Here is a 14,425-nt window from a genome sequence, read left to right as displayed (position 1 = left end):
GAAAATTTTTCTAGAATAATTTAATATGTAGTAAAATAAGAAATTTTTAAATATCTTATTTTACTACTATTTTTTTTAAGGTATTATTTTTTTTTAATATTTATTTCTTTAAAACCATTGTATGGAGCATTTAAAAAACCTAATCTTTCTTCTATTCTAATTAATTGATTATATTTAGCTATTCTATCTGTTCTACTTAAAGAACCTGTTTTTATTTGTCCGGATGCTGTTCCTACAGCTAAATCTGCTATTGTTATATCTTCAGTTTCTCCAGAACGATGAGATATAATTACATTATAATTTGATTTTTTAGCTAATTTTATTGTTTTAATAGTTTCTGTTAATGTTCCAATTTGATTTGGTTTAATAAGTATAGAGTTAGCAATTTTTTTTTTTATTCCTTTTTTTAAAATTTTTAAATTTGTTACAAAAAGATCATCTCCAACAATTTGAATTTTTTTACCTAAAATTTTTGTTTGTTTTCGAAAACCTTTCCAATCTGATTCATCTTGTCCATCTTCTATAGAAAAAATAGGATATTTTTTAGTTAATTTTTCTAAGTATTTTGTAAACTCTAATGAAGTATAAGATTTATTTTCTCCATTTAAAAAATAAGTTTTAGATTTTTTATCATAAAGTTCAGAAGCTGCACAATCGATTGCAAGAGTAATATCTTTTCCAATAATATAACCTGATTTTTTTACAGCTTTTAATATTAAACGTAAAGCTGATTCGTTTGAATTTAAATTTGGAGAATACCCTCCTTCATCACCTACTGCTGTACTCATTTTTTTATTTTTTAATATTTTTGATAAATTAAAAAATATTTCACAACCAATTTGTATTGCATGCTTAAAATTATTTGCTGAGATTGGTTGTATCATAAATTCTTGTAAATCTATATTATTATTAGCATGTTTTCCTCCATTAATAATGTTCATCATAGGTAATGGCATAGAATATTTTTTTGGAGTGTTATTTAATTCTGAAATATGTTGAAATAAAGGAATTTTTTTAGTCATTGCAGCAGCTTTAGAGTTTGCTAAAGAAACCGCTAAAATAGTATTTGCTCCTAAAAATTTTTTATTTTTAGTGCCATCTAAATTAATCATAATTTCATCAATTCTTTCTTGTTCGATAGAATTTTTATTTATTAATTTTTTTGAAATTAATTTATTAATTAAATGTACAGATTTCTTTACTCCTTCACCAAAAAAACGATTTTTATTTTTATCTCTTAACTCTAACGCTTCTTTTGATCCTTTTGAAGCTCCAGAAGGAACTGAAGCAATTCCAACATATCCACTTTTTGTATGAACTTCTGCTTCTACAGTTGGTTTACCTCTGGAATCAATAATTTCTCTACCTATTATTTTTATAATTTTAGACATTTTTTTTCCTAATATAATTGATATTTTTAAAATTTTATAAATATATTTAAGATATATTTTTTGAAGGAATTTAAAATTATTTAATTAAAATTAAAATTAAAAAAAAATAATAATAAAAAATTATAAAAATAATTAAAATTATTTTTTTTATTTATAATAATAGTTGTAAATAAATAATTTAATTATTTTTTTACATTTTAAACATATTTTTAAATTAAATATTATTTTAATTTTTTTTTTATTAAATAATACAAAAATATTTTTTTTAATATTTTTCATGTTATTCGATTGTAACATTTTTCTTATTTTTTATTTTTTTTATATTTTTTTATTTTTATAAAAAACAATTTTTTATTTAAATTTTTTTTCTTTTAAAGAAATTGTTTTATTAAATGTTAACATTTTATTAATTTTAGATTGTTTTTTATCAATAATAAAATATCCTTCTCTTTCAAATTGAAAATTTTTAAATTTATTTTTTAAAAGACATTTTTCTATAAATCCATTTTTAATCGTAATAGATTTAAAATTTATATATTTTAAAAATTTTTTTTTATTTTCTGGATTAGGAATAGTAAAAATAGGTTTAAAAAGTTGAAACTTTGCTGTAATTGATTTTTTTTTTGATATCCAATGTATTACTCCTTTAATTTTTCTATTAGAAGGATTTTTACCTAATGTATTTTTATCATAAGTACAAAATATTTTTATTATATTACCTTGATTATCTTTTTTAATTTTTTTAGCTTTAATTACATATGAATAACGTAATCTTACTTCTTTATTTAAGGCTAATCTACGATATTTAGAATTAAATTTTTCTTTAAAATCAGATTTATCAATATATATAATTTTATTAAAATAAATTTTATGGGTACCCATATTTTTATTTTTTGGATGATTTTGTACAATTATCTTTTTATTATAATTTTTTTTCATATTTATAATAATAACTTTAATTGGATTTATTATTGCCATAAAACGAGGAGCATTAGAATTTAAATCATTTCTAATACAGTGTTCTAAAAGTGATAATTCTATTAAATTATTTTTTTTAGAAATTCCAATTTTTTTACAAAAATTTTTAATAGAAGAAGGAGTATAACCTCTTTTTTTTAAACCTGATAAAGTTGGCATTCGAGGATCATTCCAACCTTGTACAATTTTTTTTTTTACTAGAGTCTTTAATTTTCTTTTGGAAAGAATTGTATATTCTAAATTTAATCGAGAAAATTCATATTGTTTTGGATAATTTTTTGCATTAATTTTTTTTAAAATCCATTTATATAATTCTTTATTATTTAAAAATTCTAAAGAACATAAAGAATGAGTTATACCTTCTATAAAATCTGATATACAATGACTAAAATCATATGTTGGATATATACACCATTTATTTTTAGTTTTATAATGAAAACTATGTTTTACTCTATATAGAACAGGATCTCTCATAGTAATATTTGATGATTTCATATTAATTTTTGCTCGTAGACAAATTTCTCCATCTTTAAATTTTCCATTTTTCATTTCTTTAAATAATTTTAAATTTTCTTTTGTTGAGCGATTTCTATAAGGGCTATTTTTACCTTTTTTAATTAATGTACCTCTATATTCTTTAATTTCTTTTTTAGATAATTGATCTATATAAGCAACTTTTTTTTTAATTAAATAAATTGCGTATTTATTAAGTTTTTTAAAATATTTAGATGAATAAAAACTTTTTTTATTCCATTTATAACCCATCCATTTAATATTTTTTTTAATAGATGTTACATATTTTTTTTTTTCATTTAATGGATTTGTATCATCAAATCTTAAATTACATTTTCCATTATATATTTTTGCAATTTCAAAATTTAAATATATTGATTTCGCATGACCAATATGAAGAAAACCGTTTGGTTCTGGAGGAAATCTTGTATGTATTTTTTTATATTTTTTATTTTTTAAGTCTTTATCTATTATTTTTAATATAAAATTTTTATTTATTTTGTTATTTAACATTTTGAATCCTTTTTTTTTTTTTTTTTTTTAATATATAAATTTTATATTTTTTTAAATTATTTTTTCTTTATAGAATTTTTATTTTGTATATGATATAATTTTAATACTTAAATTTAAATTAAAATTTATTATATTTAAAAAAATTAATAATATTAATGTATATAAAGTAAATTTATTTTTAATATTTTATATTATTAAAATTTTATTATTTTAAATTTTTTATATATTTTAAAAAAAAAATTTTTCAGGCTATGTAGCTCAGTTGGTAAGAGCACAGCACTCATAACGCTGAGGTCATAGGTTCAATTCCTATCATAGCTATTTAAAAAAATTTAATAATATAAAATTAAAATATTTTATATTTTATTCGCGGAAGTGGCGAAATTGGTAGACGCACCAGATTTAGGTTCTGGCGCCTTTTTAGGTTTGCGAGTTCAAATCTCGCCTTCCGTAATAATTTTTATTAATAAAAATTTTTTTTTTTATATTATTTTTTTATTTTTCTTTTTTTTTTGGGGTATAGCCAAGAGGTTAAGGCATCGGTTTTTGATACCGACATCCCTGGTTCGAATCCAGGTACCCCAGATTGATAATTAAATTATTTTTTTTTAAAATGAATTAAATTTTTAATTATTTTTATTTTATAAAAAAATTTATATTAATTTTTTAAGTTATAAATTTTATGTTAAAATATTTTTTTTAAAAAATATTTTAAATAAAATATTTTATACTTTATTATGAATTAATTTTTAAAATTTTTTAATAAATAATTTATTAAAATTTTTATAGATAGTACAATAAAAAAAAAATATTTTTTAAATTTTATTTTAATAAAATGGTATTTATTTTATGAAATTAGAGAAATTAAAAAAAAAAGTAGCATTTGAAGCTTTAAAATTTGTTCCATTTAAACAAATAATTGGAATTGGAACGGGTTCGACAATTTCTTATTTTATAAAATATTTAAGTAAAATTAAAGATAAAATAATAGGAGTTGTATCATCTTCTAAAAAAACCACTAAAATTTTAAAAAAATATGGAATTAAAATTTTTAAATTAAATGAAGTAAATTATTTACCTGTTTATATTGATAGTGCTGATGAAATAAATAAAAATATGGAAATGATTAAAGGAGGAGGAGCTGCTTTAATGCGAGAAAAAATTATTGCATCCGCTTCAAAAAAATTTATTTGTATTATTGATAAAACAAAGAAAGTTAATATATTAGGAAAATTTCCTTTACCTGTAGAAGTTTTACCTATGTCTTATAAATATGTTAAAAATGAGTTAAAAAAAATTGGAGGTAATGTTATAAGAAGAAAAAATATAATAACTGATAATAACAATTATATTTTAGACATTAATGATTTTTTTATATTAAATCCAAAAAATATAGAAAAAAAAATTAATAATATTCCAGGAGTTCTTTCTGTTGGTATTTTTTCTAAAAGAAAACCAGATGTTTTATTAATAGGGAAAAATTCTAGAATAGAAACTATATTTAAAAAATTTTAATTTATATTTTATTATTTTTTGAATAAAAATTACTTATTTAAAATGTTTAAATCTCCATATTTATATTGAATTATAGAGATTGCAGTAATGCATGCTGTTTCGGTTCGTAAAATTCTATTTCCTAAATTCATATGAGAAAAATTATTTTTTATACAAAATTTAATTTCTTTTAATGAGAATCCTATTTCTGAACCTATTAAAATATTTATTTTTTTAAATTTTTTTTTAAAATTTTTTTTATTTTTCATATTAATATTTGGTGTAAAAATAATATTTTTTTCATTATTACAGGAATTAACCCAATCTTTTAAATTTGTAGGATTAAAAATTTTTGTTATTGAATTTCTTTGACATTGTTCGCTTGCTGAAATAGATATTTTTTTCCATCTATTAATTTTTTTTAAAAAATTATAATTTTTATTAAATAAAAATGAATTTTTACATATTAAAGGAGTAATTGAATATACTCCTAATTCTGATGCTTTTTGAATAATCCATGACATTTTTTCATTTCTTGAAATTGATTGTCCTAAATTTATTTTTAAAAAAGATTCATTATTAACTAGTTTTTTTTTAATTATTTTTAAAACAATTTTTTTTTTACTTAATTTTATTATTTTAGATTTAAACAAATAATTTGTATTATTAAAAATATTAATAAATTCTTTACATTTCATTCTTATTACTGAAATAATATAATGATTTTTTTTGTTTGAAATAGAAATTTCTTGATTTGTTTTAAGTTTTTGATTTAAATAAATTCTTGGAAGTTTTTTAATTGTTTGTTTAATCATATAATTTTTTTAATATTTTAAAAATATTTTATTAAAATTTTTTATACTAAAATTGTATATATAAATTTTATTTTATATACATCCGGTAGGATTTGAACCCACGACCTCTCGGTTCGTAGCCGAGCGCTCTATCCAACTGAGCTACGGATGTAAATTTTTTACTACTAGTAAAATAAAAAAAATATAATATTTTTAATGAGAGAGGGATTCGAACCCTCGATGCATTTTAATGCATACTCCCTTAGCAGGGGAGCGCCTTAAACCACTCGGCCATCTCACTGTAAATATGATATTTTTTAACAATCATTTTTTTTTATTTTATTTTATGTATATTATACTTTTTTGTTTTTAAAAGTCAATTTGAGATTTTTATTTTAAAATATTTTTTTAAATTTTAAGAAAAATTTAAAAAAAAAATATTTTTTAAAATTTTTATATTTAATAAAATTTTATTTATTATTTTTTTCAGATTGTATTTTTTGATATATTTCTTCTCTATGGACAGAAATTTCTTTTGGAGCATTTACTCCGATTCTTACTTGATTTCCTTTTATTCCTAACACAGTTACTGTAATTTCATCCCCTATAACTAGTGTTTCCCCGATTCTTCTTGTTAAAATTAGCATTTTTTTTCCTTAAAAAAGATTGTTTTTTTTTTTTAATTCCGTATAATTTTAATTTAAAAGTTATAAAATTATTTTTTTTTAAAAAAAATAATTAATTTTATTTTTTTTTATATTTTTTTCTTTTTTTTTTATCTTGTCAAAAATATTTTATATTAAATTTATAATTTATTTTATTATAGAAAATATTATTTTTTTTATTTTTTTTATTATTTTTTTTTTTGATTTATAGTATTTTATAATTCCTTCAGATATATATTTATTCCCTCCTCCTTTACCATTGATTTTTTTAAATATTAATAAAAGTATTTTATTTGCTTGAAAAAAAGATATTAAATTTTTACTGATTTTTATCTTTAAATTTATTATTTTTGAAATATTAATTAAAATAATAATGACTGAATTATTTTTTTTTTGTATTTCATCTATTATTTTTAAAATAGTAAAATTACTTTCGTCATATAGTGTTGAAAATATTATTTTTTTATTGTTAATTTCATATTTTTTTTTTAGAATTTTTTTTGATTTTAATAAGATGTATTTTTTTAATATTTTTTTATTTTCTTTTTTTATTTTTTTGTTATTTTGAACAATTTTTTTTATTTTTAAAATTAAATTTAAATTTTTATTTTTTACTATTTTTTTTATTTTTTCTAAATTATTTTCTTGTTTTTTTATAAAAGAAATAGCTTTTTTATATGTTATTGCTTCTATTCTTCTTATTCCAGAAGAAATGCTTTTTTCAGAAATTATTTTAAATATAAAAATTTTTCCTGTTTTTTTTACATGTGTTCCTGTACATAGTTCACAAGAAAAAGGTTTAATAGAAACTACTCTTACATTTTTTTTATAAATTTTATGAGATAGAAAATTTATTTTTTTTTTTTTTGCTTTTTTAAAATTTGTGAAAAAAATTTTTACAATTTTATTTTTATGAATAAATTTATTTACTAAATTTTCTACTTCATCTAATTCATTGACTTTTAAATTTTTATGATAAGAAAAATCAAATCTTATTTTTTTATCATTAACTAATGAACCTTTTTGAATAACATTTTTTCCTAATACTTTTTTTAATGCAGAATTTAATAAATGTGTAGCTGTATGATTTTTTTCTATTAATTTTCTTTTTTTGAAATTTATTTTTGAAACAACTTTATCTTTTATTTTTATTTTTCCAGATATTAATTTTCCAGTATGAATAATAAAATTTCCATATTTTTTAGTACTTGAAACTTTAAAAATTCCATTTTTTGATTGAATAAATCCGGAATCTCCAATTTGTCCACCTGATTCTGGATAAAAAGGAGTTTTATCAAGTATAATTTTTCCTTTTTCAAAGTTATTAATTTTAGTAGTTAATTTATAATTTTTATAAATAGATTTTATATAGCTTTTATATTGATAAAAATTATATCCTTTAAATTTTGTTTTTTTTTTTATTGAAATAAATATTTTTTTATTATTTTTATTAAATTTTTGTTCTTTAGAAATTTTTTTTCTTTTATTTATTTCATCTTTAAAAGTTTCAATATCAATTTTAATATTTTTTTCTTTACAAAAATCTTTTGTTAAATCTATTGGAAATCCAATTGTATCATATAAATAAAATACAAAGTTTCCGTCTAATTTATTATTCTTTATTTGTTTTATTTCATTTTTTAATAATTTTAATCCATTTTTTAAAGTTTTAGAAAATTTTAATTCTTCTATTTTTAATGTTTTTATAATTTTTTTTTCATTATTTTTTAATAATTTTCCAGAACTTCCCATATATTTTATTAAAACAGGAACTAATTTATAAAAAAAACATTCTTTTATACCAATAGAATATCCATGTCTAATCGCTCTTCTAATAATTTTTCTTAAAACATATCCTCGATATTCGTTTGAAGGAAATATATTACTTGCAATTAAAAATGAACTAGATCTAATATGATCAGCAATAACTTGGATAGATTTTTTATTATTTTGTTTTACATTATTTAGTTTTTTAATATTTTTTATAATATTTTTAAATATATCAATATCATAATTTGATTTAACTTTTTGTAATACAGAAGAAATTCTTTCTAATCCCATACCTGTATCTACTGAAGGAATTTTAAGTTTTAAGTATTTTCCATTTATTAATTTATTATATTGAATAAAAACTATATTCCATAGTTCGATATATTTTTTTTGTAATATTTTATTTTTTTTTAAATAATTTGTTTTAATATTTTTTTTATAATCATAAAAAATTTCAGTACACGGGCCACATGGACCATATTTTCCCATTTTCCAAAAATTTTCTGATTTATTTTTTTTATTTGGTGTTTTTATAATCTTATTTTCTGATAGACCTATAATTTTTCTCCAAATATTATATGATTCTATATCTTCTTCATATATTGTTACTAATAATTTATTTTCATCTATATTAAACCATTTTTTTGATGTTAATAATTCCCATGCATATATAATAGATTTTTTTTTAAAGTAGTCTCCAAAACTAAAATTTCCTAACATTTCAAAAAATGTATGATGTCTAGAAGTTTTTCCTACGTTTTTTAAATCATTTTTTTTTCCTCCAGCTCGAATACAATTTTGAATACTAGAAATTTTTTTGTTTTCTGGTATTTCATATCCTAAAAAAAAATTTTTAAATTGATTCATTCCTGCATTAGTAAATAAGATTGATGGATCATTTTCTATTACTAATGAACTACTTGGATAAATTGTATGGTTTTTGTTTTTAAAAAATTCTAAAAACTTTTTACGTATAGATTCTGTTGTATAGGTCATATAAATCCAGATATTATTTTGTATAATGTATAATTATTAATTATATTATATATTTTATTTATTTATTTAAAACATATTTAATATTTTTATTAAAAAATTAATTTTATATAAATAAATTTATCATAATATATTTAAAAAATTTTTTATAATTTTTATTAAAATATTATTTTTTTATTTTATTATAAATTTAATTTTAAAAAAAAAAAAAGGATTTATTATATGAAAAATACTATTATTTTAAATAAAATTATTACTACTAATAATTTTAATAAAATTAGATTAGATAAAGTTTTATCAATATTATTTTCGAAATATTCAAGAACTGTTTTTAAAAAAAGTATTTTGAATAATAATGTTTATATTAATAATGTTCTTATTAATTCACCAAGATTTAAAGTTAAAAAAGGAGATTTTTTAAAAATTAAATTGATTTTTGAAACTATGGATTTTTTTGTTCCTGAAAAAATGTATTTAGATATAATTTATGAAGATAAATATTTATTAGTAATTAACAAACCGTCTTCTTTAGTTGTACATCCAGGATTTAAAAATAATAATTATACTTTATTAAATGGTTTATTGTATTATAATAAAATTTTCTTTAAATTACCACGCGCAGGAATTATTCATCGTTTAGATAAAGATACAACTGGATTAATTATTATAGCAAAAAAAATGTCTTCATATTTTTTATTAATCAAAATGATGAAAAAAAGAAAAATTATAAGAAAATATAAAGCTGTTGTATTAGGAAAAATCAAAAATGGAGGATTTATTAATGCTCCTATTATAAGAAATAAAAAAAAACGTACATGTATGGTAGTGAATCAGTTGGGAAAGAATTCTATTACTCATTATAAAATTCTAAAAAATTTTAATTATTCTACATTATTGAAATTACGTTTAGAAACTGGAAGAACACATCAGATTAGAGTTCATATGTTTTATATTCGTCATCCTATAGTTGGAGATTTAAAGTATAAAATTAATTATAATTATTTTTGTGGATTAGAACAAAGTAAATCTTTTAAATTTATTAAAATTTTTCCAAGACAAGCATTACATGCTTATAAATTAATTTTTTCTCATCCTATAAAAAAAAAAAAAATTTTTTTAAAAATAAATCTTCCGAAGGATATGGAAAATTTACTTTCTATTCTTTGAATTTATTATAATGTATTATTTTTTTTTAAAATAATTATTTTTATAGATTATTTTTTTTTATTAAGTCTTTTTATTGCTATTTTTAACGCTAATTTATATCCATCTATTCCTAACCCACATATTACTCCATTTGAAATATCTGATAACCAAGAATGTGATCTAAAATTTTCACGAGAATAAATATTTGATATATGTATTTCAATAAAAGGTATTTGTACAGCTAACAATGAATCTCTTAATGCAATACTTGTATGAGTAAAAGCAGCTGGATTAATAATTATGTAATTTATTTTATTTTTTGAAGAATGTATTTTTTCGATTAAAACATGTTCTGCATTTGATTGTAAATGAGTTAAAATAATAGATTTTTTTAAACTATAATTTATTAATTTTTTTAATAAAATAGATAGTGAAATATTTCCATAAATTTCTTTTTCTCTAGTTCCTAAAAGATTAATATTAGGTCCATTTAAAAGTAGTATTTTTTTTTTCATAAAATTTTTTATTTTTTTAAATAATTTTTATTATACAATATAAAACAATATATTCAAAATAAAAGAGTAAATTATAATTAATTTTGTTTTTATTTAAAATTTATTTGAATAAAAATAAAATTTTAATTTAAAATATTAATTTTTTTTTTATATAAAAATTAATATTTTAAATTTTATTTTAAAAGAGAGTTTATTTATGTTTAATAAAGTAAAGAAAAAGATTTTATTAAAAAATAATATTAAAACAGATGAAGTTTTTTCAATATTATCTGATGTTTCTACTAAAAATATAGATTATTCTGATATTTATTTTCAGCATAAATTTTATGAATCTTGGAAATTAGAAGACAAAATTATTAAAAATGGATTTTATGGAGTTAATAAAGGTATTGGTTTAAGAGCAATTCAGAATGAAATGACTGGATTTTCTTACACAGATCAAATTACTAGTTCTGGTATGAAAAAAATTTGTTCCTCAGTATGTAATATTTTTTCTTCAAACATTTTATGTGGTAATAAAAAATTTTTAAAAATAAATAATAAATCTTATTATAAATTTAAAAGCCCTTTAAGATCTTTATCAAATGAAAAAAAAATAGATATTTTAAATCAAGTAGATTATTTTTCAAGAAATTATGATAATAGAGTTTCAAAAGTAAGTGCATATTTATATGGATCTTATGAATATATTTTAATAGCATCTACAGATGGAGTTTTTGCAGTTGATATTAGACCTTTAGTTTCTCTTAATATAAATGTTCTTTCAGAAGAGAAAGGAGGAAAGCGAGAAATTGGAAGAAAAAGTGGAGGAATTCGAGGAACATATAAACATTTTTTTAAAAAAAATAAAAATGGAATTTCTTATATTCAACATTTGTCACAAGAAGCATCAAGAATTTCTATTTTAAATTTATATTCTAAAGAAGCACCATCTGGTTCTTTTCCTGTAGTTTTAGGTTCTGGTCTTCCAGGAGTTTTATTACATGAAGCTGTAGGACATGGGTTAGAAGGTGATTTTAATAGAAAAAATTTATCTGTTTATAGTAATAAAATGAATAAAAAAGTAGCTTCTCATTTATGTACTGTAGTAGATAATGGAACAAAAAATAAATATAGAGGATCGGTTTCTATTGATGATGAAGGAACTCCTGGAAAATATAATACTTTAATAAAAAAAGGAATTTTAAAAAAGTATTTACAAGATAAATTTAATGCACGTTTAACAGGAAATATTTCTACTGGTAACGGAAGAAGAGAATCGTATGCATTTCTTCCAATGCCTCGTATGACTAATACTTATATGTTATCTGGAAAATCTTCTGTAAAAGAAATTATAGAAAGTGTTGATTATGGAATTTATGCAGTTGATTTTACAGGTGGTCAAGTAGATATAACTTCTGGAGAATTTGTTTTTTCTACTTCTGAAGCTTATTTAATAAAAAAAGGAAAAATCTGTTTTTCTATAAAAAATGTTACTTTAATTGGTTCTGGAATAGAAATTATGAATAAAATTTCTATGGTTGCAAATGATTTACTTATAGATAATGGAACAAGTACATGTATTAAAGATGGTCAGGAAGTACCAGTTTGTGTTGGACAACCTACTATAAAAATAAATAATTTAACTGTTGGAGGTACTAAATAATGACTTAAAATTTTTTTTTAATATAGTTATAAAATTGAATTTTATACAAGCAGTCACAATTTATTTTATGACTGCATGTTTTTATAAAAAATATTTTATATAAATTTAATTTTTTTAACAAATTATATTTTTTCTTTAATTCTAGCTGATTTTCCAAATCTTTTTCTCAAGTAATATAATTTTGATTGTCTGACATTTCCTTTTCTTTTTACAAATATTTTTTCTATATTTTTTGAATGAGTTTGAAAAACTCTTTCTATTCCTTCATTGTTAGATATTTTTCTTACACAAAAAGATGAATTTAAAAATCTATTTTTTATAGCTATCACAATTCCTTCAAAAGATTGTAAACGTTTTTTTGAACCTTCTATAACCCAAACTTGTACTTCTACTGTATCACCTGAATTAAATTTTGGTATATTTTTTTTAATTTGTTCATTTTCTATTTTTTTTATAATATTATTCATATTTTTTTTATTTCTTTTATTTTTTTTTGTTTAAAATTATTTTTTTTTTGTTTTTTTTTTAAAATTTATTATTTTTTTAATAATTTTTTTATTTAACAATTTTGGTTTTTTTATTAGTGTTTGTTTAATAGATTTTTTTAGTCTCCATAATTTTATTTTTTTATGATTTCCAGAAAGTAATATTTTTGGAACGTTCATTTTTTCTATTACTTCTGGTCTAGTATAATGAGGATAGTCTAGTAATCCATTTGTAAAAGAATCTTGGTGATTGGAAATATTTTTTTTGATTACTCCTGGAATAAATCTTGATATGCTATCAATAAAGACCATTGCAGCTAATTCTCCACCTGTTAATATATAATTTCCAATAGATATTTCTTTATGAACATATTTATCAATGAATCTTTGATCAATTCCTTGGTATCTACCACAAATTAATAAAATAAATTTATTTTTTGACAATTTTTTTAATATTTTATAAGATAATTTTTTTCCTTGTGGAGATAAATAAATTACTATATATTCATTTTTTTTTTTTGCATGGGTAATTGCTTTTTTTAATGGTAAAAAACTCATAATCATTCCAGGACCTCCTCCATAAGGTCTATCATCTATATTTTTATTTTTTTTAGAACTAAAGTTTCTAATATTTAAAATATTTATATATATATTTTTTTTTTTATTGCTCTTGATAGAATGCCGTATTTAAAAACTGAATTAAACATTTTTGGAAATATTGTTAGTATTTTAAATTTTATCAAAAAATTAATCCTTTTATGTTAATAATGATATATTTTTTTTTAAGAGATATTTTTTTAATTATTTTTTTTTCAACAAATGGAATTAATTTTTCTATTTTTTTGTCTTTTTTTGAAGAAATGAAAATAATTTTTAAAATATCATTTGTTGGTGTTCTAATTATATCTGTAACTTTTCCTAAAAAAATTTTTTCTACATTAAATACTTTTAAATTAATAATTTCATACCAATAATATTCATTTTTTTTTTTTTTTAATTGTTTAGAATAAATAAATATTTCTTTATTTTTTAAAAGTAATGCTTGAGTTCTAGTATTTATATTTTTTATTTTTACTAAAAAAAAATTTTTATATTTTTTCCATAATTTTATTTTTAAAGTTTTTATTTTTTTTTTATAAAAATATAATAATGGTTTATATTTAAAAATTTTTTTTATTTTTTCTGTAAATGAAAATAATTTTATCCAACCTAGTATTCCATAAGGAGAAAATATTTTACCTACTATTATTTTTTTTGAATTTTTTAAGTTCATTTTATTTTATTTATTTTTTTTATTAATTGTTTTACTCTTTCAGAAATTTGTGCACCGACTTTGACCCAATATTTTACTTTTTCTAAATTTATATTTAATGATGTTTCTTTATTTTTTAATAATGGATTAAAAAATCCTATTTTTTCAATAAATTTACCGTTCCTTGCTGATCTGCTATCAGTTGCTATAATTCTATAAAAAGGTTTTTTATTTGATCCATGTCTAGAAAGTCTTATCTTAACCATGTTAA

The 14,425-nt window shown here is 18.5% G+C and carries 12 protein-coding genes, 5 tRNA genes and 1 pseudogene; 6 read left to right on the top strand and 12 right to left on the bottom strand.

Going from position 1 to position 14,425, the window contains the following annotated elements; translation table 11 throughout:
* Positions 1 to 83: 83 nt before the first annotated feature.
* Positions 84 to 1,391, bottom strand: coding sequence for a phosphopyruvate hydratase (gene eno / locus AACK90_RS00620; RefSeq protein WP_339043459.1), 1,308 nt, complete (start codon positions 1,389 to 1,391; stop codon positions 84 to 86).
* Positions 1,392 to 1,742: 351 nt separating this feature from the next.
* A complete protein-coding gene (locus tag AACK90_RS00615; RefSeq protein WP_339043457.1) occupies positions 1,743 to 3,395 on the bottom strand; it encodes a glutamine--tRNA ligase/YqeY domain fusion protein in 1,653 nt (550 codons plus the stop codon).
* A 247-nt stretch (positions 3,396 to 3,642) separates the two neighbouring features.
* Between AACK90_RS00615 and AACK90_RS00610 the strand changes: the two genes are divergently transcribed.
* The 4 genes from AACK90_RS00610 (at position 3,643) to rpiA (ending at position 4,910) form a co-directional block, all read left to right on the top strand.
* Positions 3,643 to 3,716, top strand: a tRNA-Met gene (locus tag AACK90_RS00610).
* 48 nt (positions 3,717 to 3,764) lie between these two features.
* Positions 3,765 to 3,848: transfer RNA gene (locus AACK90_RS00605), tRNA-Leu, on the top strand.
* Between the two features lie 60 nt (positions 3,849 to 3,908).
* Positions 3,909 to 3,980: transfer RNA gene (locus AACK90_RS00600), tRNA-Gln, on the top strand.
* 264 nt (positions 3,981 to 4,244) lie between these two features.
* Entirely contained in the window at positions 4,245 to 4,910 is a 666-nt protein-coding gene (gene rpiA, locus AACK90_RS00595; RefSeq protein WP_339043455.1) for a ribose-5-phosphate isomerase RpiA, read from the top strand.
* A gap of 29 nt (positions 4,911 to 4,939) precedes the next feature.
* Here rpiA and AACK90_RS00590 read toward each other — a convergent pair whose 3' ends face one another.
* From AACK90_RS00590 to alaS, 5 genes are all read right to left on the bottom strand, one after another.
* On the bottom strand, positions 4,940 to 5,704 hold the full coding sequence (locus AACK90_RS00590; RefSeq protein WP_339043453.1) for a 16S rRNA (uracil(1498)-N(3))-methyltransferase: 765 nt from the start codon (positions 5,702 to 5,704) through the stop codon (positions 4,940 to 4,942).
* Between the two features lie 77 nt (positions 5,705 to 5,781).
* Positions 5,782 to 5,855, bottom strand: a tRNA-Arg gene (locus AACK90_RS00585).
* 42 nt (positions 5,856 to 5,897) lie between these two features.
* Positions 5,898 to 5,984: transfer RNA gene (locus tag AACK90_RS00580), tRNA-Ser, on the bottom strand.
* A gap of 169 nt (positions 5,985 to 6,153) precedes the next feature.
* Complete coding sequence (gene csrA, locus AACK90_RS00575) at positions 6,154 to 6,330, bottom strand: carbon storage regulator CsrA (protein WP_339043451.1); 177 nt, start codon at positions 6,328 to 6,330, stop codon at positions 6,154 to 6,156.
* A gap of 165 nt (positions 6,331 to 6,495) precedes the next feature.
* A complete protein-coding gene (alaS, locus tag AACK90_RS00570; RefSeq protein WP_339043449.1) occupies positions 6,496 to 9,114 on the bottom strand; it encodes an alanine--tRNA ligase in 2,619 nt (872 codons plus the stop codon).
* Positions 9,115 to 9,333: 219 nt separating this feature from the next.
* On the opposite strand from alaS, the gene AACK90_RS00565 reads away from it, so the two are divergent.
* Positions 9,334 to 10,278 (top strand): RluA family pseudouridine synthase, encoded by a 945-nt coding sequence (locus AACK90_RS00565; protein ID WP_339043447.1) that lies wholly within the window; start codon positions 9,334 to 9,336, stop codon positions 10,276 to 10,278.
* Between the two features lie 47 nt (positions 10,279 to 10,325).
* Here the strand turns inward: AACK90_RS00565 and aroQ are convergent, their stop codons facing one another.
* The gene (gene aroQ / locus AACK90_RS00560) at positions 10,326 to 10,772 is read right to left on the bottom strand and encodes a type II 3-dehydroquinate dehydratase (protein WP_339043445.1); all 447 of its coding nucleotides are present in this window, start codon (positions 10,770 to 10,772) and stop codon (positions 10,326 to 10,328) included.
* A 196-nt stretch (positions 10,773 to 10,968) separates the two neighbouring features.
* Between aroQ and tldD the strand changes: the two genes are divergently transcribed.
* Positions 10,969 to 12,417: a metalloprotease TldD gene (gene tldD / locus AACK90_RS00555; RefSeq protein ID WP_339043443.1), complete on the top strand. Its 1,449-nt coding sequence runs from the start codon at positions 10,969 to 10,971 to the stop codon at positions 12,415 to 12,417.
* Positions 12,418 to 12,539: 122 nt separating this feature from the next.
* Here tldD and rplS read toward each other — a convergent pair whose 3' ends face one another.
* The 4 genes and pseudogenes from rplS to rpsP form a co-directional block, all read right to left on the bottom strand.
* Positions 12,540 to 12,884, bottom strand: a complete 345-nt coding sequence (gene rplS / locus AACK90_RS00550) for a 50S ribosomal protein L19 (protein ID WP_339043440.1) — start codon at positions 12,882 to 12,884, stop codon at positions 12,540 to 12,542.
* Between the two features lie 36 nt (positions 12,885 to 12,920).
* Positions 12,921 to 13,609 (bottom strand): annotated as a pseudogene (gene trmD, locus AACK90_RS00545) (tRNA (guanosine(37)-N1)-methyltransferase TrmD).
* Positions 13,610 to 13,641: 32 nt separating this feature from the next.
* Entirely contained in the window at positions 13,642 to 14,175 is a 534-nt protein-coding gene (gene rimM, locus AACK90_RS00540) for a ribosome maturation factor RimM (protein WP_339043438.1), read from the bottom strand.
* Complete coding sequence (gene rpsP, locus AACK90_RS00535) at positions 14,172 to 14,420, bottom strand: 30S ribosomal protein S16 (protein WP_339043436.1); 249 nt, start codon at positions 14,418 to 14,420, stop codon at positions 14,172 to 14,174. Before rpsP ends, rimM begins: the two co-directional genes overlap by 4 nt.
* Positions 14,421 to 14,425: the final 5 nt, after the last annotated feature.

Origin of the sequence: Buchnera aphidicola (Periphyllus acericola), assembly GCF_964019855.1 — a bacterium.
GTDB lineage: Bacteria > Pseudomonadota > Gammaproteobacteria > Enterobacterales > Enterobacteriaceae > Buchnera_J > Buchnera_J aphidicola_BC.
Note: the sequence above shows the minus strand (reverse complement) of the source record. Positions and strands in the feature narration are given on the sequence as shown.

Bases quoted from the DNA above. Each gene is read 5' to 3' on its own strand.
- rpiA (WP_339043455.1), top strand. From the start codon at position 4,245: ATGAAATTAGAGAAATTAAAAAAAAAAGTAGCATTTGAAGCTTTAAAA.
- AACK90_RS00565 (WP_339043447.1), top strand. From the start codon at position 9,334: ATGAAAAATACTATTATTTTAAATAAAATTATTACTACTAATAATTTT.
- eno (WP_339043459.1), bottom strand. From the start codon at position 1,391: ATGTCTAAAATTATAAAAATAATAGGTAGAGAAATTATTGATTCCAGA.
- csrA (WP_339043451.1), bottom strand. From the start codon at position 6,330: ATGCTAATTTTAACAAGAAGAATCGGGGAAACACTAGTTATAGGGGAT.
- aroQ (WP_339043445.1), bottom strand. From the start codon at position 10,772: ATGAAAAAAAAAATACTACTTTTAAATGGACCTAATATTAATCTTTTA.
- AACK90_RS00590 (WP_339043453.1), bottom strand. From the start codon at position 5,704: ATGATTAAACAAACAATTAAAAAACTTCCAAGAATTTATTTAAATCAA.
- rimM (WP_339043438.1), bottom strand. From the start codon at position 14,175: ATGAACTTAAAAAATTCAAAAAAAATAATAGTAGGTAAAATATTTTCT.
- rpsP (WP_339043436.1), bottom strand. From the start codon at position 14,420: ATGGTTAAGATAAGACTTTCTAGACATGGATCAAATAAAAAACCTTTT.
- AACK90_RS00615 (WP_339043457.1), bottom strand. From the start codon at position 3,395: ATGTTAAATAACAAAATAAATAAAAATTTTATATTAAAAATAATAGAT.
- rplS (WP_339043440.1), bottom strand. From the start codon at position 12,884: ATGAATAATATTATAAAAAAAATAGAAAATGAACAAATTAAAAAAAAT.
- alaS (WP_339043449.1), bottom strand. From the start codon at position 9,114: ATGACCTATACAACAGAATCTATACGTAAAAAGTTTTTAGAATTTTTT.
- tldD (WP_339043443.1), top strand. From the start codon at position 10,969: ATGTTTAATAAAGTAAAGAAAAAGATTTTATTAAAAAATAATATTAAA.